The sequence below is a fragment of the Thalassobacillus devorans genome (assembly GCF_900176565.1).
Taxonomy (GTDB): Bacteria; Bacillota; Bacilli; order Bacillales; family Halobacillaceae; genus Thalassobacillus; species Thalassobacillus devorans_A.
Window position 1 is genome coordinate 177,350 of record NZ_FXEH01000004.1, and the last position, 25,897, is coordinate 203,246.

General features: G+C 45.3%; 21 protein-coding genes. 18 read left to right on the plus strand and 3 right to left on the minus strand.

Features of this window, described 5'->3' with window-relative positions; translation table 11 throughout:
• Positions 1–19: 19 nt before the first annotated feature.
• Genes purM through purD form a run of 4 tightly spaced genes read left to right on the plus strand, consistent with a single transcriptional unit; the run spans position 20 to position 4,454 of the window.
• Positions 20–1,042 (plus strand): phosphoribosylformylglycinamidine cyclo-ligase, encoded by a 1,023-nt coding sequence (gene purM, locus B9Y67_RS02845; RefSeq protein WP_085505274.1) that lies wholly within the window; start codon positions 20–22, stop codon positions 1,040–1,042.
• The gene (purN, locus tag B9Y67_RS02850) at positions 1,039–1,617 is read left to right on the plus strand and encodes a phosphoribosylglycinamide formyltransferase (RefSeq protein ID WP_085505626.1); all 579 of its coding nucleotides are present in this window, start codon (positions 1,039–1,041) and stop codon (positions 1,615–1,617) included. The genes purM and purN overlap by 4 nt, the downstream gene beginning before the upstream one ends.
• Entirely contained in the window at positions 1,614–3,152 is a 1,539-nt protein-coding gene (gene purH / locus B9Y67_RS02855; RefSeq protein WP_085505275.1) for a bifunctional phosphoribosylaminoimidazolecarboxamide formyltransferase/IMP cyclohydrolase, read from the plus strand. The genes purN and purH overlap by 4 nt, the downstream gene beginning before the upstream one ends.
• Before the next feature lie 21 nt (positions 3,153–3,173).
• Complete coding sequence (purD, locus tag B9Y67_RS02860; RefSeq protein ID WP_085505276.1) at positions 3,174–4,454, plus strand: phosphoribosylamine--glycine ligase; 1,281 nt, start codon at positions 3,174–3,176, stop codon at positions 4,452–4,454.
• On the opposite strand, the gene B9Y67_RS21125 is transcribed toward purD, so the two are convergent.
• Positions 4,422–4,526: an EYxxD motif small membrane protein gene (locus B9Y67_RS21125; protein ID WP_341829893.1), complete on the minus strand. Its 105-nt coding sequence runs from the start codon at positions 4,524–4,526 to the stop codon at positions 4,422–4,424. The genes purD and B9Y67_RS21125 overlap by 33 nt on opposite strands.
• 653 nt (positions 4,527–5,179) lie before the next feature.
• On the minus strand, positions 5,180–5,437 hold the full coding sequence (locus B9Y67_RS02865) for a YgaP family membrane protein (RefSeq protein WP_254901684.1): 258 nt from the start codon (positions 5,435–5,437) through the stop codon (positions 5,180–5,182).
• Between the two features lie 114 nt (positions 5,438–5,551).
• On the opposite strand from B9Y67_RS02865, the gene B9Y67_RS02870 reads away from it, so the two are divergent.
• The 9 genes from B9Y67_RS02870 to putP all read left to right on the plus strand — a co-directional run bounded on the left by B9Y67_RS02870 (position 5,552) and on the right by putP (position 18,851).
• The gene (locus B9Y67_RS02870) at positions 5,552–7,294 is read left to right on the plus strand and encodes an adenine deaminase C-terminal domain-containing protein (RefSeq protein ID WP_085505277.1); all 1,743 of its coding nucleotides are present in this window, start codon (positions 5,552–5,554) and stop codon (positions 7,292–7,294) included.
• 39 nt (positions 7,295–7,333) lie between these two features.
• Complete coding sequence (locus tag B9Y67_RS02875; protein ID WP_085505278.1) at positions 7,334–8,416, plus strand: DUF3048 domain-containing protein; 1,083 nt, start codon at positions 7,334–7,336, stop codon at positions 8,414–8,416.
• 14 nt (positions 8,417–8,430) lie between these two features.
• Positions 8,431–8,733: a YerC/YecD family TrpR-related protein gene (locus B9Y67_RS02880; RefSeq protein WP_085505279.1), complete on the plus strand. Its 303-nt coding sequence runs from the start codon at positions 8,431–8,433 to the stop codon at positions 8,731–8,733.
• 258 nt (positions 8,734–8,991) lie between these two features.
• Positions 8,992–9,675, plus strand: coding sequence for a heptaprenylglyceryl phosphate synthase (locus B9Y67_RS02885; protein ID WP_085505280.1), 684 nt, complete (start codon positions 8,992–8,994; stop codon positions 9,673–9,675).
• Positions 9,676–9,697: 22 nt separating this feature from the next.
• Positions 9,698–11,929: a DNA helicase PcrA gene (gene pcrA, locus B9Y67_RS02890; protein ID WP_085505281.1), complete on the plus strand. Its 2,232-nt coding sequence runs from the start codon at positions 9,698–9,700 to the stop codon at positions 11,927–11,929.
• 14 nt (positions 11,930–11,943) lie between these two features.
• Positions 11,944–13,947, plus strand: a complete 2,004-nt coding sequence (gene ligA, locus B9Y67_RS02895) for an NAD-dependent DNA ligase LigA (protein WP_085505282.1) — start codon at positions 11,944–11,946, stop codon at positions 13,945–13,947.
• Between the two features lie 11 nt (positions 13,948–13,958).
• Positions 13,959–15,080: a CamS family sex pheromone protein gene (locus B9Y67_RS02900; RefSeq protein ID WP_085505283.1), complete on the plus strand. Its 1,122-nt coding sequence runs from the start codon at positions 13,959–13,961 to the stop codon at positions 15,078–15,080.
• A gap of 182 nt (positions 15,081–15,262) precedes the next feature.
• Positions 15,263–16,813, plus strand: coding sequence for an L-glutamate gamma-semialdehyde dehydrogenase (gene pruA, locus B9Y67_RS02905; RefSeq protein ID WP_085505284.1), 1,551 nt, complete (start codon positions 15,263–15,265; stop codon positions 16,811–16,813).
• 523 nt (positions 16,814–17,336) lie between these two features.
• Positions 17,337–18,851, plus strand: a complete 1,515-nt coding sequence (gene putP / locus B9Y67_RS02910) for a sodium/proline symporter PutP (RefSeq protein ID WP_085505285.1) — start codon at positions 17,337–17,339, stop codon at positions 18,849–18,851.
• Positions 18,852–18,913: 62 nt separating this feature from the next.
• Here putP and B9Y67_RS02915 read toward each other — a convergent pair whose 3' ends face one another.
• On the minus strand, positions 18,914–19,720 hold the full coding sequence (locus B9Y67_RS02915; RefSeq protein WP_176223897.1) for an alpha/beta fold hydrolase: 807 nt from the start codon (positions 19,718–19,720) through the stop codon (positions 18,914–18,916).
• 295 nt (positions 19,721–20,015) lie between these two features.
• Between B9Y67_RS02915 and gatC the strand changes: the two genes are divergently transcribed.
• From gatC to rlmD, 5 genes are all read left to right on the plus strand, one after another.
• Positions 20,016–20,306 carry an Asp-tRNA(Asn)/Glu-tRNA(Gln) amidotransferase subunit GatC gene (gene gatC / locus B9Y67_RS02920; protein WP_085505287.1) on the plus strand — a complete coding sequence of 97 codons (291 nt, stop codon included), beginning with the start codon at positions 20,016–20,018 and terminating at the stop codon, positions 20,304–20,306.
• A 13-nt stretch (positions 20,307–20,319) separates the two neighbouring features.
• Positions 20,320–21,795 (plus strand): Asp-tRNA(Asn)/Glu-tRNA(Gln) amidotransferase subunit GatA, encoded by a 1,476-nt coding sequence (gene gatA / locus B9Y67_RS02925; protein WP_085505288.1) that lies wholly within the window; start codon positions 20,320–20,322, stop codon positions 21,793–21,795.
• Positions 21,792–23,222, plus strand: coding sequence for an Asp-tRNA(Asn)/Glu-tRNA(Gln) amidotransferase subunit GatB (gene gatB / locus B9Y67_RS02930; RefSeq protein ID WP_085505289.1), 1,431 nt, complete (start codon positions 21,792–21,794; stop codon positions 23,220–23,222). Before gatA ends, gatB begins: the two co-directional genes overlap by 4 nt.
• Positions 23,223–23,379: 157 nt before the next feature.
• Positions 23,380–24,315 carry a diacylglycerol kinase gene (locus tag B9Y67_RS02935; RefSeq protein WP_085505290.1) on the plus strand — a complete coding sequence of 312 codons (936 nt, stop codon included), beginning with the start codon at positions 23,380–23,382 and terminating at the stop codon, positions 24,313–24,315.
• A gap of 200 nt (positions 24,316–24,515) precedes the next feature.
• Positions 24,516–25,889: a 23S rRNA (uracil(1939)-C(5))-methyltransferase RlmD gene (gene rlmD, locus B9Y67_RS02940; protein ID WP_085505291.1), complete on the plus strand. Its 1,374-nt coding sequence runs from the start codon at positions 24,516–24,518 to the stop codon at positions 25,887–25,889.
• Positions 25,890–25,897 lie beyond the last annotated feature (8 nt).

Consider the following 25,897-nt stretch of genomic DNA (forward strand, 5'->3'; position numbering starts at 1 on the left):
AAAAAAGTGAGGGTTCATAATGAGCGAGCAATATAAACAAGCAGGTGTCGACGTTGAAGCAGGTTATCAGGCAGTTGAACAAATGAAAAAGCATGTGACACGAACATTACGTCCGGAAGTAGTCGGCGGTCTTGGTGCTTTTGCAGGTATATTCGATATCAGTCAATTCAATTACAATCATCCCGTACTAGTCACTGGCACGGATGGCGTCGGTACAAAGTTAAAGCTGGCATTCGAGATGGAAAAACATGATACCATCGGTCAGGATGCTGTGGCGATGTGTGTCAATGATATTGTAGCTCAAGGGGCAGACCCATTATTTTTCCTTGATTATATCGCTTGCGGAAAAAACAACCCGGATCAAGTGGAACAGATTGTCAAAGGAATCGCTGATGGTTGTGAAGCTTCCGGTTGTGCTTTGATTGGCGGCGAAACAGCGGAGATGCCTGGGATGTATGAGCCAACAGAATATGACCTTGCAGGATTTGCTGTTGGAATTGCTGAAAAGGAAGAGCTGATTACCGGAGAAGATATCCGTCCTGGCGATGCGGTTATAGGCCTTGCTTCTTCTGGAGTCCATTCCAACGGTTTCTCATTAGTGCGGAAGATCATAGCAGAACAAAATTTAAACCTGAATGACTCCTATCCGGAACTACGGGAACCACTGGGGGAAGTCCTTCTAACACCGACCAGGTTGTATGCCAATCAAGTGCAAATCATGAAAAAACAATCGACCCTAAAGGGCGTTGCACATATTACCGGCGGTGGATTCTATGAAAACATCCCGCGCGCATTGCCGGATGGGTTTGGCGTTGAAATTGACCGCAACACCTGGAAACAGCCGGATATATTCCCTTTCCTGCAGCAGCAGGGCAGCTTGTCTGATGAGGAAATGTATGGTGTATTCAATATGGGTATCGGCATGGTCGTCATCATATCGGAAGCGGTCAGGGAAGAAGTCATGAACCACCTGGAACAGGCTGGTGAAATTGCTTATCACATTGGTATGGTTACGGCGCAGGAAGGGATTCAATGGCTATGATAAAGGCTGCCGTTTTTGCTTCAGGTACAGGTAGTAATTTTGATGCGATTGTAAAGGCTTCAGAGGCAGGCGACATTCCTTGTGATATCCAGCTGCTTGTCTGCGACCGAAGGGATGCTGGAGTTATTAAAAAAGCCGAACAGAAAAATATCGACACATTCGTGTTCTCCCCAAAAGAATTTGACGGAAAGGATGCGTATGAACGTCAGATTCTATTAGAATGTAGAGAGCGGGGGATAGAATGGATATTTCTTGCCGGGTACATGCGTTTAATCGGTCCAGTCCTGCTCGAACCATTTAAGAACCGGATCATCAATATCCATCCCTCACTTTTGCCTGCTTTCCCCGGCAAAGATGCGATCGGCCAGGCTTTTGAAAAGCAAGTGAAGGTGACAGGGGTGACCATCCATTATATTGACGACGGGATGGATACCGGTCCGATCATTGAACAGGAAGCTATCCGTATATCGGCGAAAGATACGAGAGAAACGCTGCAGCAAAAAATCCAGGCAGTTGAACATACCCTATATCCTAAAGTGATCCAATCATTATTAGTCGAGGAGGAAGTACATTGAGTGAGAAGAAGCGAGCATTATTGAGTGTTTCCGATAAAGCAGGTCTGCCCGATTTTGCAAAGAAGCTAGTAGAGAGCGGATATGAACTGGTATCTACCGGAGGTACGAAAAAAGCGATCGAGGAAGCTGGTATCCCGGTGCTTTCTGTTAGTGATGTAACGAACTTTCCGGAGATTATGGACGGTCGTGTCAAAACGCTGCATCCTGCTGTCCATAGTGCCCTGTTAGCGAAACGTGACAACGAAGTACACATGGATCAGCTTCGTAAGTTAGAACTGGATACGATCGACATGGTAGTCGTCAATTTGTATCCATTCCAGAAAACGATCGCGAAGCCTGATGTTACAGAAGCGGATGCGATTGAGAATATAGATATCGGAGGACCTACCATGCTGCGGGCGGCAGCTAAGAACTTCCAGGACGTCATTGTTGTCGTTGATCCGTCAGATTATGACATGGTTGCTGAAGGATTGCAAAATGACGGACTTAGTGTCGATGTACGCAAACGTCTTGCCGGTAAAGTTTATCGTCATACTGCCAATTATGATGCGGCGATCGCAGCGTACTTTACAGAGATGACGGAAGATGATTATCCGGAAACCTACACCGCTACTTTTGAAAAAGTCCAGTCGCTTCGTTATGGCGAGAATCCTCATCAGACAGCGGCCTTTTATAAACAGGCGAATGCGGAAGGTGTGTCGCTTGCCAATGCTAAGCAACTGAACGGCAAGGAGCTTTCCTACAACAATATTCAGGATGCCAATGCTGCTCTTGAAATCGTGCAGGAATTCAAGAAGCCAGCGGCTGTTGCAGTCAAACATATGAATCCTTGTGGGGTTGGAACAGGAAACTGCCTGGCCGAAGCTTACCAGAAAGCTTACGAGGGAGATCCGGTTTCTATCTTCGGAGGGATTGTTGCCGTTAATCAGGAAGTGGATATCGTTACTGCTGAAAAGATGAAAGAGATTTTCCTGGAAATCGTTATTGCTCCTAAATTCAGTAAGGAAGCATTAGAAGTGCTCACCACGAAGAAGAACCTGCGCCTGCTGGAAATGGATATCACCAAATCGAACAAGACAGCTCAAAAACTTACTTCTGTCAGCGGCGGGCTGCTTGTCCAGGATGCTGATACGGGAAGTATCGATGGAGTAGAGTTAGAGGTAGCGACCGATCGTGAACCGACAGCCCAGGAAATAGAAGATTTGAAATTGAGCTGGCAGGTTGTCAAACACGTGAAGTCTAATGCGATCGTTGTCGCTAAAGCAGATCAGACGCTTGGGATTGGTGCTGGCCAAATGAATCGTGTCGGTGCAGCCAAAATCGCATTTGAGCAGGCAGGAGAAAAAGCGAAAGGTGCTGTGATGGCTTCGGATGCCTTCTTTCCTATGCCGGACACCGTAGAAGCAGCTGCCGAATCTGGTATCACTGCTATCATCCAGCCTGGCGGTTCGAAACGTGACCAGGACTCCATTGACGCCTGTAATAAGCATGGAATTGCGATGGTGTTTACTGGAATGCGGCATTTCAAACATTAATTCAGACGGGAGTGGAAAGCGATGAACGTATTAGTAATCGGTCGCGGCGGTCGGGAGCATAGCCTTATCCAGAAAATCCATGAAAGCCCTCAGGTGGAGAAAGTCTTTGCAGCGCCTGGGAATGGCGGCATGGAAGCTTTAGCGGAACGGGTTGCCTTGAATGAGACAGATAGCGAGGCATTGGTGCAGTTCGCTAAAGAAAATGATATCGCGCTTACCATTGTCGGGCCGGAAAATCCGTTGACGGCTGGCATCGTAGATGTCTTCCAGAATGCCGGACTAGCTGTTTTTGGTCCTAATCAAACGGCTGCCCAAATAGAGGGAAGCAAGCACTTTGCCAAGGCACTGATGGAGAAATACGATATTCCGACAGCTGCCTATCGTGTGTTTACAGATCCTGACACGGCAAAAGCGTATGTAAAAGGTCAAGGGGTGCCCATTGTCATCAAAGCGGATGGATTAGCTGCCGGTAAAGGGGTAGTGGTCGCAGAAACTATTGAAGAAGCAGAGCAAGCGGTGGAAACGATGTTAATCGATCATAAGTATGGCGAAGCCAGCAAGGAAATCGTCATCGAAGAATTTCTGCAAGGCGAAGAGTTTTCACTCATGGCTTTTGTCAATGGAGAAGAGGTTCATCCATTGCTTCCATCGCAGGATCATAAACGAGCGTTTGATGGCGATCACGGTCCCAACACAGGCGGCATGGGGGCTTACGCTCCGGTACCATTTTTATCAGAACAGGACATCGATACAGCTGTGGCTGCTATTTTGAAACCCGCCGCCAAAGCGATGGCAGCAGAGGGTACACCATTCACAGGAATCCTTTACGCCGGGCTGATTCAAACACAGGATGGACCAAAAGTTATCGAATTCAATGCCAGATTCGGAGACCCGGAAGTCCAGGTCGTACTGCCGCTTCTTCGCAATGACCTTATACAGGTGATAAACGATGTTCTGGAGGGAAAGGACCCTCAGCTGCAATGGAAACAAGGCTATTGTGGTGGTGTCGTTGTAGCTTCTGAAGGATATCCTGGCAGTTATGAAAAAGGGAAGCTGCTGCCGGCATTGAATATGGAAGAGAATGTAACCATCGTGCATGCCGGCACACAAAAGCAGGGGGACAGCTTTGTCTCAGATGGCGGGCGTGTCCTGCTTGTACACGCTGTTGCGGATACATTAGATGAAGCGATGAAGACGGTTTACCAGAACCTTGAAGTGTTCCAGGGTTCTTCGGATTTTTTCTATCGTACGGACATAGCTGGCCGGGTCTTACGTTCTGCGCTTGTTCATAAAAACAAATAGCAGCGCGATGATACTCCCGATAATGACCGCCAGGACAAATGTCGTATCCGTTAAATATTCCATTATGTTCATGTGACTTTCCGCTCCTTTCTAAGATAAATTCTATTTAATTTCACAGCTTTTGCTGAAAGTCGGTTTCGAGATGGATGGTTTCCGTAATGTTTGAGAGCCTTTGGAGGTCCGGGAAATCACTCGCTTTCCATGGGTGTACGGTGAGCTTCCTCGGGCTAAAGCCCTGCGGGATCTCACCATGTACTATCTTCCCATCGGAGTCTCGCAATTTCCCGGACCTCCTTTTGTTTATGAGAGAAACGGAAACATCAATATAAATCACTTCAAACTTAGAGAGTGTGCTTCTCGAAAAATGCTTACTATCTGAATCCTTTTATAAAGTACGAAGGCGCAAGAGATCTTCATCTGTGGTAGTGGTCCGTACATGAAAAACGATAAGGCGGCGGGGAAACGGTGAGACTCCCGTGGGAGAAGGGACAAGGCGAGACCCCGCAGGGAGTGAAACGACTGAGGAGGCTTGCCAGTTCCCCCACAGGAAAGCGAACTGTTTCCCCGCCGCCTTTACTCCTGACTCGGTAACGGACCCAAAACATTTTAAAATCAACTCTTCGACTTTAAAGGAAACATCCAAGGCTGTCCTATAAGTCTGTATCGGACTTACTAGGGGCAGCTTTTTGTTATGGTTTCAAAATACCTGAAAAGCAGGACCGGGATTATGAAGGGTTGATGGCTTGGTCTTTTTCCTGCTGGTCATCTTCTTGCATCGTTTGCTGTACGATTGCAGTGACCGGACAAAAGCGGACAATTCCTTCGGCGACCTTCATCGCTCCGATGATGATCCATAGCATATTTGTGTCGGAGTACGGGCGTTTCAAGGCGCGGATGGTGCAAAAACTTAACATTGTAAATCCGGCAGTAATCCTTACTAAAGCATTTAAAATGCCGATATTAGGTTTGATACGTCTGAACATAATGAACAAGCTCCTTTACTGTCATATTTTTGTCAAATAATACTTCAAAACGTTACTGCGTGAAAACGCTTCCTGTGTTAAGATAGAAAGAAACTCCAAATTGGGGGAAGGACAATGAATGAAAATCGTTTTCGCTGGCGCAATCGGCAGCTTAGGGAACACGCTGCTATCATCGATGGAAAACTAGCGCCTACTAAAGTAATCACAAACGCAACTTATTTGAATGTATATATGAAACAATGGATGGAAGGAAATATATGGATTGACGATGACCGGATCGTTTATGTTGGCGAAGCTATGCCGGACAATACAGACGGGACGGAAATGATTGACGCTTCGGAAAGTTACATCGTCCCAGGGTATATTGAGCCCCATTCGCACCCATTCCAACTATATAATCCCCAAAGCCTGGGGCTTTATGCAGCTCAGACAGGGACCACTACCTTGATTAATGACAACTTGATGTGGCTTTTTTTATTGGACGAAAAGAAAGCGTTTTCTTTGCTGGAAGAATTCGTAGAATTGCCTTGTTCCATGTTCTGGTGGGGACGTTACGACTCACAATCCGTACTGCAGGAAACCGATCAGGAGGAATTCCAGGAAAAAGTGGTACCTTGGCTGAATCACGATGCCGTCATTCAGGGAGGGGAATTGACTTCCTGGCCGGAAGTGCTGAAAGGTGATGACCAGACCTTATACTGGATGCAGGAAACAACACGGCTTCGTAAACCGGTGGAAGGGCATTTGCCAGGGGCGTCTGAGCGGACATTGACGAAAATGAAATTGCTCGGCGTCGATTCCGATCATGAATCGATAACAGCCGATGAGGTATTGAGACGTTTGGCGCTTGGATATAATGTCGGTCTCCGCAATTCATCCATACGCCCTGATCTATACGGCATGTTGAAAGAACTGGTAGACCGCGGCCATAATCAATTCGATCATTTCATGATGACGACCGACGGATCTACTCCTGGTTTTTATGAACAAGGAATCATGGATCACTGTGTGAAACTAGCACTGGAAGCAGGAGTACCGACAATCGATGCCTACTTGATGGCTTCGTATCAGGCCGCTAGACACTTTGGCATCGAACACCGTGTGGGAAGTATCGCACCAGGACGCACCGCCCACTTGAATTTCCTCCATTCACCAGAAGAGCCAAGCCCTCACTCGGTCCTCGCAAAAGGAGAATGGATGAAACGGGATAATGAAACATACAATGTCGAGAAGACGATTGATTTTCCAAGTTTCGGGGTGACACCGCTACAAATAGATTGGGATTTGAATGAGGAAGACCTCCAATTCTCTATGCCGCTCGGAATGAATATGAAGAGCTCTGTCATCATGCAGCCCTATGCACTCAGCAGCGATGCATCGCGGGAAGAGCTGCCAGAGGGAAATGATGAATCTTTTTTAATGCTGGTCGACCGTGAGGGGGAGTGGCGAGTCAATACGATTTTGAAAGGTTTCACGAATAAGTTGGGTGCCCTCATCAGTTCCTACTCGAATACGGGAGATATCGTACTGTTAGGGAAAAACAAGCAGGACATGAAGATAGCCTTTAACCGGATGAAAGAAATAGGGGGAGGCATTGTACTGGTACATGATGGTGACATCATCTATGAAATGCCGTTGAAACTCAGCGGTGTTATGTCTGATGAAAAAATGGAAACAGTCATAAAGAAGGAAAAAGAATTACGAGAGCATTTGTGGAGCTTCGGATATCGTCATGAAGACCCTGTCTATACATTATTGTTCTTATCCTCTGTTCACCTGCCATACATCCGTATTACCCCGGTAGGAATTTTGGATGTGAAAAAGAAAGAGGTACTCTTTCCTGCAATAATGCGTTAAAATGTTAATATAGAGAAATTAAGGTAAGGGTGGGACTGCGTGAAAAAGATTATAGTGGGGATTCTGCTGCTCATGACCTTGTTACTGGCTGCTTGTACGAGTGAATCAGGGAAAGGGAAACAACCGGGAGATGCTCCTGAATCCAACGATGCAGGTGAGTCGGATAGCAGCAGTGGGGAAGAAACGGAGGAAGATACATATGCCAATGTATTTCCTTTTACTGGAGAGCCGACTAATGATCCGGTTGACCATCGGGCCCTGGCTGTGATGGTAAATAACCATTCAAAAGCAAGGCCGCAAACAGGACTTAGCCAGGCGGACATCGTCTATGAATTATTGGCTGAAGGTGAAATCACTCGATTTTTAGCAGTTTTTCATAGTACAATTCCGGATGAAATAGGACCGGTAAGAAGTGCGAGGCCTTATTATTTTAACCTTGCCAAAGCCCATGAGGCTATTTATACCTATCATGGCGCGGCTGATTTTATTGATGAACAGATTAGAAATGATGGCCATGACTACCTCAACGGAGCAACATACGATAATGATGGGCGCCTGTTTAAACGGGATAACACCAAGAAAGCTCCTCATAATTCCTACTTGCTGACGCAGGGGGTTACTCCAGTCGCTGACAGAAAAGGCTATGAAAGCAGTATAAACATCGAACCTTTTACTTTTATCAATGAGAAAGCAGTTCTGAATAGTGGCGGGAAAGAAGTTTCTGACCTGAAAATTGTCTATTCGGAACGGTTTGATACCACTGTATCTTACGAGTACGAGCCAAAAGAGAGCGAGTACATTCGCTACAGTGATGGCAAGCAAACGCTAGAGCGTGATGATGATACGCCAGTCCAGCTTGCTAATGTATTGATTATAGAAACGAGTCACCAGGTGATTGATTCTGCTGGCCGAAGGGATATTGATTTAACTTCGGGTGGGAAAGGCTACTTGCTTCAGGCGGGGAAGCTTCGGGAAATCACCTGGAAAAATGAGTCCGGTCGCATCATTCCATATACAGGGGATGAAAAAGCGGGTATGCTTCCAGGACGGACGTGGGTGAACGTGATTCCATTCAGCCCTGGACTTGAACAATCCGTATCTTACCGGGAAACAGGAGAATAGGAGGATGAATGTTAATGCAAATTGATAAATTGCGGGGGAAGACGCTGGATCAACTTTTTGAGGCGATACTCGCATTAGAAAATGTAGAAGAATGCTATCGCTTTTTTGATGACCTGGCTACGATGAACGAAGTGCAATCGCTGGCCCAGCGTCTGGAAGTGGCCCGAATGCTTCGTGAGGGTTATACTTACCATAAAATCGAAACCGAAACAGGGGCTTCCACAGCTACCATTTCTCGTGTGAAGCGCAGTTTGAACTATGGTAATGACGCCTATCAGATGGCACTTGATCGCCTTGCTGCACAAAAAAATAAATAAGTGATACAAATCGCGCCTGTATGATACGGGGCGCGATTATTTTTTGTCTAAGGAAAGGCTGTCCGCGCCTAAATATGCTTTTTCACGCATACATCAGGATAATTTGCGCCTAATTTCAAACTTCCGCGCCTAAAAAAATTTGTGCTGGATTTTTGATTTTCGTGCTACATATCGGAAGCGGCTGTGCTGGTTCCTTTCTGGTACTAGTTTTTGCTATAATGAAATAATGGATTACAGGAGAAATTGGAGGACAGAATCGTGTACAATGTGAACGAGTGGCAGCATGTATTCAAGCTCGATCCGAATAAAGAAATTACAGATAAAGATTTAGAAAAAGTGTGTGAATCAGGGACAGATGCTGTCATCGTCGGTGGAACGGATCATGTGACCCTCGATGATGTATTGAATCTGCTGGCGAGGGTACGTCGTTATTCTGTACCATGTGTGCTGGAGATTTCGAACCTTGATGCGATCACACCTGGTTTCGATTTTTATTTTATTCCGATGGTGATGAACAGCCGGGATAAAAAATGGATGATGGATATCCAGCACCAGGCGGTCAAGGAGTACGGAGACATCATGAACTGGGAGGAGCTGCTGGTGGAAGGATACTGTATTCTAAACGAGAAAGCCAAAGCTTACCACTATACCGATAGTATTCTCCCGTCGAGAGAGGATGTCATCGCCTATGCACGGATGGCGGAGCACATGTACCAGCTGCCGATTTTTTATATGGAATACAGCGGCATCTATGGAGATGCCGGACTCGTCGAAGAAGTAAAAGAGACGCTTGAGAATACGTGCCTTTTTTATGGCGGCGGTATTACTACCGCAGAACAAGCAAAGGAAATGAAACAGCACGCCGATGTTATCGTCATCGGTAATGTCATATATGAAGATTTGAAAGCCGCCTTGAAGACGGTAAAGGCAGTGAAAGGATAAATTAACAAAGGATGGTGTCAACATGGCCCAGGCAATTAACGGGTTATTGAAAGGCCTCAACGAACCTCAACGTAGTGCAGTGACACATACAGAAGGACCACTTTTAATCATGGCAGGTGCCGGAAGTGGAAAAACACGTGTACTTACCCACCGAATTGCATATTTACTGCAGGAAAAAGAAGCATCCCCACGCAGCATACTGGCAATTACATTTACGAATAAAGCGGCCCGGGAAATGAAGGAAAGGGTGGAAGCGCTTGTCGGTCAGGAAGGCGAATCCATCTGGATGTCGACCTTTCACTCGATGTGTGTAAGAATCCTTCGTCGTGATATCGACCGTATCGGTATCGATCGCAACTTTTCTATTCTGGATTCCAGCGATCAGTTATCAGTCATCAAACAAGTGTTGAAACAGCTTAATCTTGATCCAAAAAAATGGGATCCGCGTGCGATGCTCGGGGCGATCAGCGGAGCGAAGAATGAACTGATGTCCCCGGATGACTATGCCCAGCAGGCGGGAAGCTTTTATGAAGAGCAGGTGGCAGAGGTATACAAGCGCTATACCAAAACGCTTCGGAAAAACCAGTCACTCGACTTTGATGACTTGATCATGCAGACGTTGAACCTGTTCGACCGGGTACCGGAAGTGTTGGAATACTACCAGCGCCGGTTCCAATATATCCATGTTGATGAGTATCAGGATACCAACCATGCCCAGTACCAGCTGGTCAACCAGCTCGCGAGACGTTACCAGAATCTTTGCGTCGTGGGGGATTCTGACCAGTCCATCTATCGCTGGCGTGGGGCCGACATTCAGAACATCCTGTCGTTCGAAAAGGATTACCCGAATGCAAAGGTCATCATGCTGGAGCAGAACTACCGCTCTACTAAATTGATACTCGATGCAGCCAATAAGGTGATCGAAAACAACCCTGGACGTAAACCGAAGCGCCTTTGGACAGACAATGATGGCGGCGAAAAAATCTACTATCACGCAGCGGCTACAGAACGGGAAGAGGGATTATTCGTCACCAATAAAATAGAAGAAATGGTACATGACCATAAATGTCAGTATAAAGACATCGCGATTCTTTATCGTACCAATGCCCAATCCCGTGCCATCGAGGAAACGTTCGTAAAAGCAGGCGTTCCTTATCAGATGATCGGCGGAACCAAGTTCTATGATAGAAAAGAAATCAAAGATATGCTTGCTTATTTGCGATTGATTGCCAATCCGAATGATGATTTGAGTTTTACCCGTGTGGTCAACGAACCGAAGCGCGGTGTCGGCAAAACGAGCATTGAAAAAATGCAGGCCTATGCGGCTGATCATGATATTTCTCTTTTTGAAGCGGCTGCAGAAGTCGATTTTGTCGGGGTGAGTGCCCGGGCGGCAAAGGCGATTATGGCGTTCCGTACCATGATTGATAATTGGACCAAACAGCAGGAGTTTTTATCCGCGACTGATATGGTTCAGGAAGTTATCGATAAGACAGGCTATGAGGAAATGCTGAAGAATGAAAAAAGCATTGAAGCACAAAGCCGTCTGGAAAACATTGAAGAATTCAAATCTGTTACTAAAAATTTCGAAGAGAACAGTGAAGATAAAACCTTGATCGCTTTCTTGACCGACCTTGCGTTGATAGCTGATATCGACCAGATGGATGAGGATCCGATGGGAGATAATAAAGTAGTATTGATGACGCTTCATTCAGCGAAAGGACTGGAGTTCCCGATTGTCTTTTTGATCGGAATGGAAGAAAATGTATTTCCGCACAGCCGGTCAATTATGGATGAAGAAGAAATGGAAGAAGAACGACGGCTTGCTTATGTGGGGATTACACGTGCGGAAAAACAGCTGTACATGACTCATGCAAAAATGCGCACGTTATATGGAAGAACGAACATGAACCCGGTTAGCAGATTTATCAATGAGATACCGGAAGATATGATCGAAGGCAAAGCGGAAAAAGAGAACCTCCCGTTCTTCAATAATCAAAAGCAGCGGACCAAAGGCTTTGAGGCTCCTGCCCAGCCGAAACGTGCTCCTCAGAAGCTGAAGCAAAAGACCACATCCGGGGGAGAAAAGATTACCTGGCAGGCTGGTGATAAAGCCCAGCATAAAAAGTGGGGCGTAGGCACTGTCGTCAAGGTGCAAGGAGAAGGTGAAGCAATGGAACTTGATATTGCGTTCCCAGCACCTGTCGGCGTCAAGCGCCTGCTGGCCAAATTCGCACCAATCACAAAAGTATAAGGTGAGGTGTTCCCATGAACGAAGCAGAAGCTAAACAAAAACTTGAATCATTACGCGAGCAACTAGATCGTTATAATTATGAATACCATGTCGAAGACAACCCGAGTGTTTCCGATTATGAATACGATATGAAAATGCGGGAGCTGATCGAACTGGAAGAAAAGTTCCCGGAATTGATCACTCCAGACTCACCGTCCCAGCGTGTCGGCGGGCCTCCACTGGATGCATTTATGAAAGTCCAGCACAATGTACCGATGTTGAGCTTAGGTAATGCCTTCAATGAAGAAGAGCTTCGCGACTTTGACCGCCGTGCTCGTGGGGGAGTAGAGGAAGACATCGAATACGTCTGCGAACTGAAAATCGATGGTCTTGCTGTGTCATTGACTTATGAAGATGGCTTGTTTGTGCGGGGAGCTACGCGAGGGGATGGTACGACAGGAGAAGATATTACAAAGAACCTGCGCACCATCCGGAATATCCCGCTCCGACTTAAGGAAAATCATTCGCTTGAAGTCCGCGGTGAAGCTTATATGCCGAAGAAATCATTCCTGGCATTGAACGAGGAAAAAGAAGCTAATGGAGATGAACCATTTGCCAACCCGCGTAATGCCGCCGCAGGATCCTTACGTCAGCTGGATCCTAAAATAGCTGCGAAACGTAATCTCGACATCTTTCTATATGGAGTCGGTGAATGGGAAGGCAATCCATTGGAATCGCATAGTGAACGACTGGAGAAATTGGAAGAACTCGGCTTAAAGACGAATCCAGAATGGAAGAAATGCAAGGATATCGACGAAGTGATTGACTACGTCAATGGCTGGGTCGAGCATCGGATGGACCTCGATTATGAAATTGATGGCATCGTCATCAAAGTCGATCGCCTTGATCAGCAGGAGACATTAGGATTCACGGCGAAAAGCCCTAGATGGGCGATCGCCTACAAGTTTCCTGCAGAAGAAGCAATCACCCATTTGAAGGACATTGAACTCAGTGTCGGCAGAACGGGTGCCGTAACACCGACGGCAATTCTTGAACCAGTGAAAGTAGCCGGTACCACGGTACAGCGCGCCTCGCTTCATAATGAAGACTTAATCAAAGAAAAAGACATTCGTATCGGTGACACCGTAGTTATTAAGAAAGCCGGGGATATCATTCCGGAGGTGGTCCGTGTCCTTACCGAAGAACGTAGCGGGGACGAGGAACCTTACGCCATGCCGGAGGAGTGCCCGGAGTGTGGCAGCGAGCTTGTCCGTTTAGAAGAGGAAGTAGCGCTTCGCTGTATCAATCCGAACTGCCCGGCTCAGCTGCGGGAAGGCCTGATTCACTTTGTATCGAGAAATGCCATGAACATTGACGGCCTTGGCGAAAAAGTCATCGCCCAGTTGTTCAAAGAGAATTTGATCGCAACGATTGCCGATCTTTATAAACTGGACCGGGATGAATTGCTGAAGCTGGAGCGGATGGGAGAAAAATCCGTAGATAACCTGCTGCGTGCCATCGATGCCTCTAAAGATAATTCCTTAGAGCGACTGCTATTTGGTCTCGGCATCCGATATGTCGGTTCCAAAGCGGCAAAGACATTGGCTGAAGCTTTTGAGACAATGGATAATTTGCAGGATGCCAGCTATGAAGACCTGACGGCTATCAATGAAATCGGAGAGAAAATGGCTGATTCTATTTACCGTTACTTTGACGAACCAAAGGTTCAGAGTTTGCTTACTGAACTAAAAGAACTTGGTTTGAACATGGAATATAAAGGCCGGAAGAAAAGTGATCAGCCGAGCGATTCGCCATTTATGGATAAAACGATTGTCCTTACTGGTAAAATGGAAAGCTATTCGCGATCCGAAGCGAAGAAGTTAGTTGAGGAACTTGGCGGGAAAATTACAGGAAGCATCAGCAAGAAGACGGATTTATTGATCGCTGGGGAAGATGCCGGTTCGAAATATGATAAGGCAAAAGATCTTGGAGTAGAGATTTGGGATGAAGAAACGTTCAAACAAGCATTGAATGCTTAGGGAGTGGAAATATGAGAAAGCTGCACGCATTATGGATGAGTACTCTCCTGGTGCTGACTGCCTGTATACCGGTTTATGATAATGACGAAGAAATAGTACAGGAAAACACGGATGATAGTAAGAATGAAACAGCGATCGTCCCTCGTCATAATATCTCCGAAGAACATTATAAAACAATTTTGACGGAGGACGGTCCAAAACAGGCGAAAGCTCGTGGGACGATAACAAGACAGCTGAACAATCGACTGGACATTGATGAGATGGAAACAGGGCTGCAACGGCATTCCAAAGAATATTTTGATCCTGAATCTCACTTTTTCCAAGCCGGGCAATATTTAGAGCGTGACACCGTTCTTGCGTTGATTGATGGATTGAACCCAGACCGTGACAAGTTAGAGTCAGAAGACGACCATCGGAAAAATCCCAGGGTTCTTTCCCATATCCTCGAACAGAATTACTTGAAAGAAGAAGAGGAAGGTGTCGTCAAGCTGGCTGGTATTTCGATCGGATTGGCTCTGAAGTCGACCTATTCATTCCAAACGGAAATCGGAGGACCTACTTACGATGAAGATATTTCTGAGCAGGAAATACTTAAAATGGGACAGCGGACTGCTGACCAGGTGATAGAGGAGATACGTAAGAAAGAAGGTCTTGAGAACGTACCGATCATGATTGCTCTTTATCGTGAGGAAGATTCCGGTTCCGCTGTTCCTGGTAATTTTATTAAAAAAGCGTACGTGAAAGGCGGAAGTACTAATTCATCTGATTGGAAAGACGTTAACGAAGACTTCATTTTATTCCCTTCTGGTGAAGCGGAAGAAAAACATTATCAGGATTCTCAGCTGCTAGGAGAATTCCGTAATGAAGTATCGAAGTATTTCCCTAACTTTGTCGGGTTTGTAGGGGAAGGATTTTATGTTAACGATAACTTAGAAGAGGTATCGATAGAAATCCCGATCCAGTTTCAGTCGAAGAATGAAGTGGTCGGGTTCACCCAGTACGTATATGGTTTAGTAATGGAAATGTTCAATGAAGATTATGAGATAGAAGTGAAAATCAGTAGTAACAGTCAACCGGAAAGTGTAATCGTAAAAGAGCGAGGCAAGGAAGAGCCCTACGTCCATATCTATTAATCTCAAATCCCGCCCTGATACATATCAAGGCGGGATTTTTTTGACTGGAAAAATAATTCAGATGTTAGATTTGAACAGTTGGTAGAGATAAGATAGAATATGTTATGGAAGCGCTTTAATAAGGTTACATAAGTGAGATGAAAGCGGGCTTCTATTTCTATTTCCCAAGGAGGCGTTTTAGAATGGTAGTACCTTACAAGCATGAACCCTTTACAGATTTCAGTGTAGAAGAAAATCGCAAGGCAATGGAAGAGGCGATTGCGAAAGTGGAATCTGATTTAGGTAAAGAATATCCACTAATCATTGGTGGCGAGCGTATTATGACAGACGATAAAATCGAGGTCGTCAATCCGGCCAATCGAAAAGAAGTCATTGGTTACGTCTCGAAAACAAATAGAGACCTTGCTGAAAAAGCGCATAAGATTGCGGATGAAACCTTCGAATGGTGGCGCAAGACAGACGCGAGCTTCCGTGCGGATATTTTGTTCCGTGCTGCTGCGATTGTCCGTCGCCGCAAACATGAGTTTACAGCTCATCTTATTAAAGAAGGCGGTAAGCCATGGAAAGAAGCGGATGCTGATACGGCAGAAGCAATCGACTTCATGGAGTTCTATGCCCGCCAGATGCTGCGAATTGATGGTGGGGTAGAGATCAATTCCCGCCCAATTGAAAATAATCGCTTCAATTATATTCCGCTAGGTGTCGGGGTCGTCATTTCTCCATGGAACTTCCTGTTTGCCATTATGTGTGGTACGACCGTAGCTTCTATGGTTTCCGGAAATACGGTTCTATTAAAACCAGCAAGTGCGACACCAATCATCGCTTATAAGATGATGGAAGTACTGGAAGAAGCGGGGATGCCTGCAGGTGTTATCAACTATGTACCTGGAAGCGGAAAAGAAGTGGGTGACTATCTGGTTGACCACCCACGCACACGTTTCATTAGTTTCACTGGCTCTCGTGAAGTCGGAACGCGTATCTTTGAACGTGCGGCCAAAGTGCAGGATGGTCAAAAATGGCTGAAGCGTACCATCATTGAAATGGGTGGTAAAGATACCATTGTTGTCGACAATGAGTCTGACCTTGAGCTTGCGGCGGATGCCATCACCTATTCTGCGTTCGGATTCTCCGGGCAGAAGTGTTCTGCATGTTCCCGTGTTGTCGCTCATGAAGATGTTTACGATGAGCTGCTTGAACGAGTGGTTGAAAAAACGAAGAACGAAGTGAAATATGGCGATCCGACGGACCATGGTTCTTACATGGGACCGGTCATAGACCAGGGCGCTTATGATAAGATCCTTGGGTACATTTCCAAGGGGAAAGAAGAAGGTCGCCTTGTCCATGGCGGTAAGGGGGACAAAAGCAAAGGATGGTTCATCGAGCCGACTATTTTTGCAGATGTTGATCCGGAAGCTGTCATCATGCAGGAAGAGATCTTCGGCCCAGTGGTGGCATTTACAAAAGCTAGGTCATTTGATGAAGCCATTGAAATCGCCAACAATACTGAATACGGACTGACTGGTGCCGTAATCACAAATAATAGACAGCACTTGGAACAGGCCAGAGAAGATTTCCATGTTGGAAACCTTTACTTCAATCGTGGCTGTACAGCGGCGATTGTCGGCTACCATCCGTTTGGCGGATTTAATATGTCCGGTACCGATTCAAAAGCTGGCGGACCAGATTATCTGCTGCACCATATGCAGCCGAAAACAACTTCTGAAATGCTTTAATCGTTAAAAAAAATCCTCCTTTATAGGAGGATTTTTTTTATGAAGACGGATATAATAAAAGCGCATACAAGCAAAGGAATTTTTGTAAATATTTGTATAGGTAGATAGTAGTACCCACGTAAAACGGGGTTCTGTTTAAATTTATTAAATTTTTTTTTATTACCTTTTATGAATATATATCGCATATAAAAAATATATGACGGTAAATATAGCGTTTAAATGTATAATAATACATCTATTTGTCGATGATATAATTTTTGCAATGTTCAAATCATTTGTATATGATATAGTTGTACCTGCGTTTGTGTTTTAACGCTCCTATGACTTTTGAATCATAATTTTAAATTTTTAAAAAATTGCATGGGAGTGTATAACAGAGCAGCGGAACAAAATATGTGGAGGTGGAAACATGGAAGAATTCGCACTAACCGGGGCAACTTGGTTCTGGCTGTTTGTCCCTATGCCAATATTAATCCTACTATCCGTCATTACTTTATTTACTGAAAGGAGCGAATAACAAACAATGGGTACAGCAACGTTAATAACGTTTATTATTTATTTATTAGGTATGCTGGGCATCGGTTTTGCCGCATACAAAATGACAAGCAATTTATCTGATTATGTATTAGGTGGCCGTCGTTTAGGTCCAAGTGTCGCGGCATTAAGTGCCGGAGCATCTGATATGAGTGGCTGGCTATTACTAGGTCTGCCTGGTGCCATTTATGCAGCAGGTCTTGGAGAAGCATGGATTGGGGTAGGACTTGCCATCGGTGCTTACTTGAACTGGCAATTCGTCGCTCGTCGACTACGTGTTTATACGGAGGTTGCAAATGATTCAATCACGGTTCCGGACTACCTGGAGAACCGTTTCCACGATAATTCACACATCTTACGAGTAATTTCAGCACTTGTAATCCTTCTATTCTTTACCTTCTATACTTCATCCGGTATGGTGGCAGGTGCCAAGCTTTTTGAAGCGTCATTTGGATTGTCATATACACAAGCACTATGGATAGGTGCAATCGTGACCATTTCTTATACTTTCTTAGGTGGTTTCCTTGCAGTAAGCTGGACGGACTTTGTCCAGGGTATTTTGATGTTCGCAGCATTGATTGCGGTGCCAATTGTAGCGATTACAGAAATCGGCGGTTGGGATGCAACGATGAATGCTGTTGGTAATATTGAAGCAAGCAATCTAAACATGGTAAGCGGAGTTGGCATGTTAGCGATTATTTCCTCCATGGCGTGGGGACTTGGTTATTTCGGTCAGCCGCACATCCTTGTCCGTTTTATGGCGTTACGTTCACCTAAGGACGTGCCAAAAGCGCGTTTCATAGGTGTTACATGGATGGTTCTAGGACTATATGGTGCGATTTTCACTGGTTTGGCCGGTCTTGCTTACATCAATTCACAGGATGTTGGCATGTTGAGTGAATTTGGTATTACATTGATTAATGAAAATGGCGTTCAAATGCTGGATGACCCGGAAAAAGTATTTATCGCATTTTCCCAAGTATTGTTCCATCCTGTCATTGCAGGTATTTTATTGGCAGCAATTCTGTCTGCTATCATGAGTACGATTGACTCTCAGCTGCTTGTATCTTCTTCAGCACTTGCGGAGGACTTTTACAAAGCGATTTTCCGTAAGCAGGCGACTGAGCGTGAATTAGTATGGGTTGGTCGTATTGCTGTTGCAGGTATCGCATTGATTGCCGTAATGCTTGCACAAAATCCAGACAGCACAGTACTTGAATTAGTATCTTATGCTTGGGCAGGTTTTGGTGCGGCATTCGGCCCGATCATCATCTTATCTCTATTCTGGAAAGGCATCACTCGTAATGGTGCACTTGCCGGTATGATTGTCGGTGCGGTAACGGTAGTTGTATGGGCTGATTTCTTAAGCGGTGGCATTTTCGATCTTTATGAAATCGTTCCTGGTTTCATCTTGAACTTAATTGTTGCTATTCTTGTCAGTCTTGCCGGTCCTAAGCCTTCGAAAGAAATCATTGCTTCCTTTGAAGAAGCTTCCCGTCGTTAATGGTTTTAAAAAAACTCTTTCCTGTTGCGTTACAGGAAAGAGTTTTTTTGTACTTGAATATTTTATAAAGCGACGGAGTTTTGAATTCTTTTCTTCTGCCGATACTGGTTGATGAAGCTGATGGCTAATTCATTGAACTTGTCTGCCTGTTCAATGTTACATACGTGTCCGCATTCCGGGATTTCCGCTAGCTTTGCATGTTCGATTTGCTTCACCGTCTTTCGAACATCTTTGATGCAAAGGTGGTCTTGGGTGCCGGAAATGAACAGCTTTGGCACTTTAGCGGCATGATGAATTTTTTCTAAAGTCTTTTTCGGGTGTCTGGCTACCTTATACCAGGCCAGGAAGTCTTTCCGCTTCATTTTTTTCGCTTCGCGGACGAATGCTTCACGACCCGACTTGTGGTTGGATCTTGGCATCAAAATATGAGCGAACAACTTATAAAGGGTATGGTAGGGCATGAAGTTCTTAATTGATTCCCCAAACACCAGCAGCCCCTTTGATATTGCGTTCAACCTGACAATCGATCCGCCAAGAACAGTAGATCTAACACGTTCAGGGAAATGAGAAATTAAACTTTGAATCACCATGGATCCTAATGAAATGCCGACAAAATGTGCTTTAGGAATCTTTAAATGGTTCATTAAAGCGATGATCTCTTCGTTTACTGTTTGGAAAGTCATTTTTTCTGAATAAGACGTCGTGCTTGGCGATTTGCCATGACCAGGCAGGTGGATGGAAAGCACATTGAATTGCTTTCGAAAAGCCTTGATCTGTTTATAAAAAATCCTGGAGTTTCCTCCGATTCCATGAACAAAAACAACATACTCAGATGTCGAATCATTTGTTTTCAAAACGTAATCTAGCATTGATGAACTCCTTTGTAACAGCACGTTAATCATTACCCTCACAACGTTAATGGTAAACCGGAAGTGCAGGTGTATGTGCTGGTTATGAAAACAGGTGTACCTTAGGCATTATAGCATGTTTTCAGGTTAATTTCCTCCGGTAATGCCTTCCTTCCTATTTAATAGTTTCTGATGAGTCATCCAGTGTTTTATGTTAAGATAGGAAAGGTGAAAAAACTTGAACGTTGCTTATCGAATCAATCATTTGGTATCATCTAATATTATGTGAGTACGAAAACTCGATGGAGGGTTAGTTATGTCTAGAATCAGCAAGGAAGAAGTAAAGCACGTAGCCAATTTGGCTCGTCTTGCGATTAGTGAAAAAGAGGCGGACATGTTTACCAAACAGTTGGACGATATCATTACGTATGCCGAACAGTTGAATGAACTGGATACCACTGATGTCGAACCGACTACGCATGTATTGGATTTGAAGAACGTCATGCGTAAGGACGAACCTAGAAAGTGGCTGGAGAAGGAAGATGTTCTGAAAAACGCTCCAGATCATAAAGACGGACAATTCAAAGTTCCATCTATATTGGAATAAAGGAGGTACACCAATGTCATTGTTTGACTATACATTAAAAGAGCTTCAAGAGAAGCTACATAATAAAGAAATCAGTGTCACGGAGCTTGTAGAAGAATCCTACCAGCGCATTGAAGCGGTAGATGGAAAAGTAAAAGCTTTTTTGACATTGAATAAAGAACAAGCATTGAAACAGGCGGAAGAATTAGATGCTGCCCGCGGAACGGAGGGCACAGGAGCATTGTTCGGCCTTCCAATCGGTGTGAAAGATAATATCGTCACGAACGGATTGCGTACGACATGTGCCAGTCAGTTTTTGGACAACTTTATAAATCCTTTGTATGACGCAACGGTCGTGGAAAAATTAGCGGATGCTAAAGCTGTGACGATCGGCAAACTCAACATGGATGAATTCGCTATGGGATCCTCTAATGAGAATTCCAGCTATTACGCAACTCGCAACCCATGGAACACCGACTATGTCCCAGGTGGTTCCAGTGGTGGCTCTGCAGCAGCAGTAGCCGCTGGGGAAGTGTTTTTCTCCCTTGGTTCCGATACAGGCGGGTCCATCCGTCAACCGGCAGCATTCTGTGGCGTGGTAGGTTTGAAGCCGACATACGGCCGCGTATCCCGTTTCGGACTGGTCGCATTCGCGTCTTCTCTTGATCAAATCGGCCCAGTTACAAGAACGGTAGAAGATAATGCTTACTTGCTCGAAGCCATTTCCGGGCATGACAAAATGGACGCTACTTCTGCTGATGTGGACGTACCAAACTTCACCGAAGCCCTGACTGGCGATGTCAAAGGCTTGAGAATTGCAGTTCCTAAAGAATACCTAAGTGAAGGTGTTTCTGAAGAAGTAAAAGAAGCAGTCATGAGTGCTTTAAGAAAGTACGAAGAGCTTGGAGCTACATGGGAAGAGGTTTCCCTGCCCCATTCCAAGTATGCGGTAGCCACCTACTATCTGATCGCTTCCTCGGAAGCGTCTGCTAACCTTGCCCGCTTTGACGGTGTGCGCTATGGTGTTCGTACACAAAATGCGGAATCCATGCTTGATATGTTCAAGCGTTCACGCTCCGAAGGCTTTGGTGATGAAGTCAAGCGTCGTATCATGCTTGGAACATTTGCGTTAAGCTCAGGCTATTATGATGCTTACTATAAAAAAGCACAGCAAGTGCGTACGTTGATCAAGAACGATTTTGAAAAAGTATTGGAAGACTACGATGTCATCATCGGACCAACAACGCCGACACCTGCTTTCAAAGTCGGTGAAATCGTAGACGATCCACTTACGATGTATGCCAACGATATCCTGACCATCCCAGTCAATCTGGCAGGTGTACCAGGAATTTCGGTGCCATGCGGATTCTCTTCTGATGGTCTGCCAATCGGTCTGCAGATCATCGGTAAACACTTTGATGAAAGTACTGTCTATCGCACCGCACATGCGTTCGAACAGGCGACAGACTTCCATAAACAACGCCCATCCCTTGGAGGTGCGCAGTCATGAATTTTGAAACAATCATTGGTCTTGAAGTACACGTTGAATTAAAAACCAACTCGAAAATCTTCAGCCCATCTCCGAATATGTTCGGGGATGAGCCGAATACGAACGTCAACCCCATCGACCTTGGGTATCCGGGAGTGCTTCCGGTATTGAATGAGGAAGCGGTCAACTTCGCAATGAAAGCTGCCATGGCACTCAATTGCGATATCGCTACCGATACAAAATTTGACCGGAAAAACTATTTTTACCCGGATAATCCGAAAGCTTATCAAATTTCCCAGTTCGATCAGCCGATCGGGGAAAATGGTTACATTGATATCGAAGTAGATGGCATACAAAAGCGTATCGGTATTACTCGTCTTCATTTAGAAGAAGATGCCGGTAAACTGACGCACAGCGATGAAGGCTATTCCCTTGTCGACTACAATCGTCAGGGAACACCACTTGTTGAGATCGTATCGGAACCCGATATCCGCTCTCCACAGGAAGCCTATGCGTACCTGGAAAAACTGAAAAATATCATACAATATACCGGGGTATCGGATTGTAAAATGGAAGAAGGTTCCCTGCGTTGTGACGCCAACCTGTCCCTTCGTCCAATTGGCCAGGAAGAGTTTGGAACCAAGACTGAGTTGAAGAACTTGAACTCGTTCTCCTTCGTTCAAAAAGGTCTGGAGTTTGAAGAAAAGCGTCAGGCCCAGGTGTTGCTGGCTGGCGGAGAAATTTTGCAGGAGACACGTCGCTACGATGAACAGACAAAAGAAACACTACTGATGCGTGTCAAGGAAGGCTCGGATGACTACCGTTACTTCCCGGAACCGGATTTGGTACCACTTTATATTGACGAAGACTGGAAAGAGCGCGTACGTGCAGAAATTCCAGAGCTTCCAGATGCACGGAAGAAGCGTTATATAGAAGAGCTAGAGCTTCCGGAATATGATGCAATGGTGCTGACAAATAACAAAGCAATGTCCGACTTCTTTGAAGAAACAATCGACCATGGCGCAGATGTTAAACAGTCATCCAACTGGCTGATGGGTGAGGTATCTGCTTATTTGAATAAGCAACAGAAAGAATTCGACGAATTGGCCTTGACGCCTGAATCACTTGCTAAGATGATCAAACTTCTGGAAGACGGCACAATTTCCTCTAAAATCGCCAAGAAAGTTTTTGCTGAGTTAGTGGAAAAAGGTGGCGATCCAGAGAAGATTGTTAAGGATAAAGGCCTTGTCCAGATTTCTGACGAAGGTCAGCTGACGGAAATCATCACGAAGATCTTAGATGAAAACCAGCAGTCCATCGAGGACTACAAGAATGGGAAAGACCGTGCACTTGGCTTCCTTGTTGGTCAGGTAATGAAAGCGACCAAAGGACAGGCAAACCCGCCGATGGTCAACAAGATCATCCTTGCGGAAATGGAAAAACGGTAAACGATATTTTCAAAAAACACGGCCCTGCAAAAGCACGCAAAGGACTGCGTGCTTTTGTATGTTTGTAAACAGTTTCCATATACTATATTAATGGCGAAATAACAGTAAACAAGCTATGATAGATAGTGGTAGAAAGCCTGGATGAGGGGGAGACCTTATGAAACGTGCTCGGATCATTTATAATCCGACCTCCGGAAGGGAAGTATTCAAAAAAGTATTGCCTGACGTGCTGGTACGCTTCGAGCAGGCGGGGTATGAAACATCGGCGCACGCTACGACCTGTGCGGGAGATGCGACAGAAGCTGCTACTATAGCGGTGCAGCGTGGTTTTGACATTGTAGTAGCGGCAGGCGGCGATGGCACCATCAATGAAGTGATCAACGGCATAGCGGAACAGGAAAACCGGCCGAAACTCGGTATCATTCCTGTTGGCACAACGAATGACTTCGCCCGTGCGTTGAGTGTTCCGCGAAATAATATCCATAAAGCAGTCGATGTCATTCTTGATGATCATTATGAAGCTCTCGATATCGGCAGAGTCAACGGTCAATACTTTATGAATATCGCCGGTGGAGGAAAACTGACCGAACTTTCTTATGAGGTGCCCAGTAAGCTGAAAACAATGCTGGGGCAGCTTGCCTATTACTTGAAAGGCATTGAGATGCTCCCTTCCCTGAGGCCAACTTACGTAGAAATCGAATATGACGGCAAAGAATTCAAAGGGGAAATCATGTTATTCCTCGTCTCTAATACGAACTCTGTCGGCGGCTTTGAGAAGCTGGCTCCAGGAGCGGAAATGAATGACGGCTTGTTCGACTTACTAATCATCAAAAAAATGAATATCGCAGATTTTATTCGAATCGCGTCTATGGCAACTCAGGGTAAGCATTTGAACGACCCGCATATCATCTATACGAAGGCAAGCCTGATCAAAGTTCATACAGAAGAGAAGATGCAGTTGAATATCGACGGGGAATTTGGCGGATTATTGCCCGGGAAATTTGCCAACTTGTATCGACATATCGACTTTTTTGTCCCAAAGGGTAAATTTGTGGCGGAAGAGAAGAAGCTGGAAGACATTGATATGAAATAAACTGCCAAAAAAAGGGTTGTAGATATAACTATCTGCAGCCTTTTTTCGCTATCCATATCGGCATGTGTTAAACTTTGGGCAAGGAACTTAGGGTTTTTATCGCTTAATTAGGCGTTAGTCCCCTGAAATTAAGCGTTCAAAACTTATAATTGAGCGATCGCATTTATGTAGATAAATCTTAAGAAAAAGGACGATGTAAAATGGCTAAACCAAAGCCGCCAGTACAAAAAAATCAACGGGTGGAACTGACTTTTGAGGATTTGACCCATGAAGGAGACGGTGTAGGGAAAATCGACGGCTACCCGCTATTTGTCCCTTATGGACTGCCGGGTGAAAAAGCAACAGTGAAAGTGATAAAAGTGAAGAAAAACTTTGGGTTTGGAAAGTTGCTCGATCTTCATGAAAAAAGCCCGGAGCGAGTAGAGCCGCCTTGCAATGTCTTTTTCCAGTGTGGCGGCTGCCAGATCCAGCACATGAGCTACGACATGCAACTCGAAATGAAACAGAAGCAGGTCAAAGACGCGATGCGGAAAATCGGTCATCTGGAACATGTACCTGTCCACCCGGTAAAAGGGATGAAGGATCCATGGCGCTATCGGAACAAGGTTCAGATGCCAGTGGGAGAACGTAATGGAGGCCTGGTTGCTGGTTTTTATCAAAAACGAAGCCACAATATCATTGATATGGACACATGTGTCGTTCAGGATGAATCAAATGATCGGATGGTTGAAGCAGTGCGCCGTATCGCCGATCGATACGGAATCCGAGCCTACGATGAAGAAAATAACCGTGGTGTGTTGCGCCATATCATGGTGCGTACTGGACAGATCACCAAGGATGTTATGGTTGTACTCGTTACCAGAACGGAAAAACTTCCGAACCAGGATGAGATCATAGATGAAATACGTGACGCTTATCCAAGTGTGAAATCAATTGTTCAAAACGTAAACCCAAAGCGGACGAATGTCGTATTGGGTGACGATACAAAGGTTCTTTACGGGGAAGAATACATCTACGATATGATTGGCGATATCAAATTCGCCATATCGCCTAAATCGTTCTATCAGGTAAATCCGACCCAGACAAAGACTTTATACGATCAAGCATTGGAGTATGCTGCGTTGACAGGGAAAGAACAAGTCATCGATGCTTATTGCGGTATCGGGACCATATCGCTTTTCTTAGCCCAGAATGCTAAGAAAGTTTATGGAGTCGAAGTGGTGCCGGAAGCCGTAGCGGACGCCAAAGCAAATGCCAAGCTCAACCATATCGATAACGCAGAGTTCTACGTTGGACAGGCAGAGAAAGTGATGCCATGGTGGAAGTCGCAAGGGCTGGATTCAGATGTCATTGTTGTCGACCCGCCACGAAAAGGCTGCGACGAGCAACTATTGCAATCCATGCTGGAAATGGAACCGGAGCGTATCGTTTACGTATCGTGTAATCCGTCGACCCTGGCGCGTGATTTAAGAATACTGGAAGATGGCGGTTATGAAACGAAAGAAGTTCAGCCAGTCGATATGTTTCCCCAGACATCTCACGTGGAGTGCGTTTCATGGTTAGAAAAGAAATAAATATCGAT

Bases quoted from the DNA above. Each gene is read 5' to 3' on its own strand.
- purM (WP_085505274.1), top strand. From the start codon at position 20: ATGAGCGAGCAATATAAACAAGCAGGTGTCGACGTTGAAGCAGGTTAT.
- purN (WP_085505626.1), top strand. From the start codon at position 1,039: ATGATAAAGGCTGCCGTTTTTGCTTCAGGTACAGGTAGTAATTTTGAT.
- purD (WP_085505276.1), top strand. From the start codon at position 3,174: ATGAACGTATTAGTAATCGGTCGCGGCGGTCGGGAGCATAGCCTTATC.
- B9Y67_RS21125 (WP_341829893.1), bottom strand. From the start codon at position 4,526: ATGAACATAATGGAATATTTAACGGATACGACATTTGTCCTGGCGGTC.
- B9Y67_RS02865 (WP_254901684.1), bottom strand. From the start codon at position 5,437: ATGTTCAGACGTATCAAACCTAATATCGGCATTTTAAATGCTTTAGTA.
- B9Y67_RS02870 (WP_085505277.1), top strand. From the start codon at position 5,552: ATGAATGAAAATCGTTTTCGCTGGCGCAATCGGCAGCTTAGGGAACAC.
- B9Y67_RS02880 (WP_085505279.1), top strand. From the start codon at position 8,431: ATGCAAATTGATAAATTGCGGGGGAAGACGCTGGATCAACTTTTTGAG.
- pcrA (WP_085505281.1), top strand. From the start codon at position 9,698: ATGGCCCAGGCAATTAACGGGTTATTGAAAGGCCTCAACGAACCTCAA.
- ligA (WP_085505282.1), top strand. From the start codon at position 11,944: ATGAACGAAGCAGAAGCTAAACAAAAACTTGAATCATTACGCGAGCAA.
- B9Y67_RS02900 (WP_085505283.1), top strand. From the start codon at position 13,959: ATGAGAAAGCTGCACGCATTATGGATGAGTACTCTCCTGGTGCTGACT.
- pruA (WP_085505284.1), top strand. From the start codon at position 15,263: ATGGTAGTACCTTACAAGCATGAACCCTTTACAGATTTCAGTGTAGAA.
- putP (WP_085505285.1), top strand. From the start codon at position 17,337: ATGGGTACAGCAACGTTAATAACGTTTATTATTTATTTATTAGGTATG.
- B9Y67_RS02915 (WP_176223897.1), bottom strand. From the start codon at position 19,720: ATGCTAGATTACGTTTTGAAAACAAATGATTCGACATCTGAGTATGTT.
- gatC (WP_085505287.1), top strand. From the start codon at position 20,016: ATGTCTAGAATCAGCAAGGAAGAAGTAAAGCACGTAGCCAATTTGGCT.
- gatA (WP_085505288.1), top strand. From the start codon at position 20,320: ATGTCATTGTTTGACTATACATTAAAAGAGCTTCAAGAGAAGCTACAT.
- gatB (WP_085505289.1), top strand. From the start codon at position 21,792: ATGAATTTTGAAACAATCATTGGTCTTGAAGTACACGTTGAATTAAAA.
- B9Y67_RS02935 (WP_085505290.1), top strand. From the start codon at position 23,380: ATGAAACGTGCTCGGATCATTTATAATCCGACCTCCGGAAGGGAAGTA.
- rlmD (WP_085505291.1), top strand. From the start codon at position 24,516: ATGGCTAAACCAAAGCCGCCAGTACAAAAAAATCAACGGGTGGAACTG.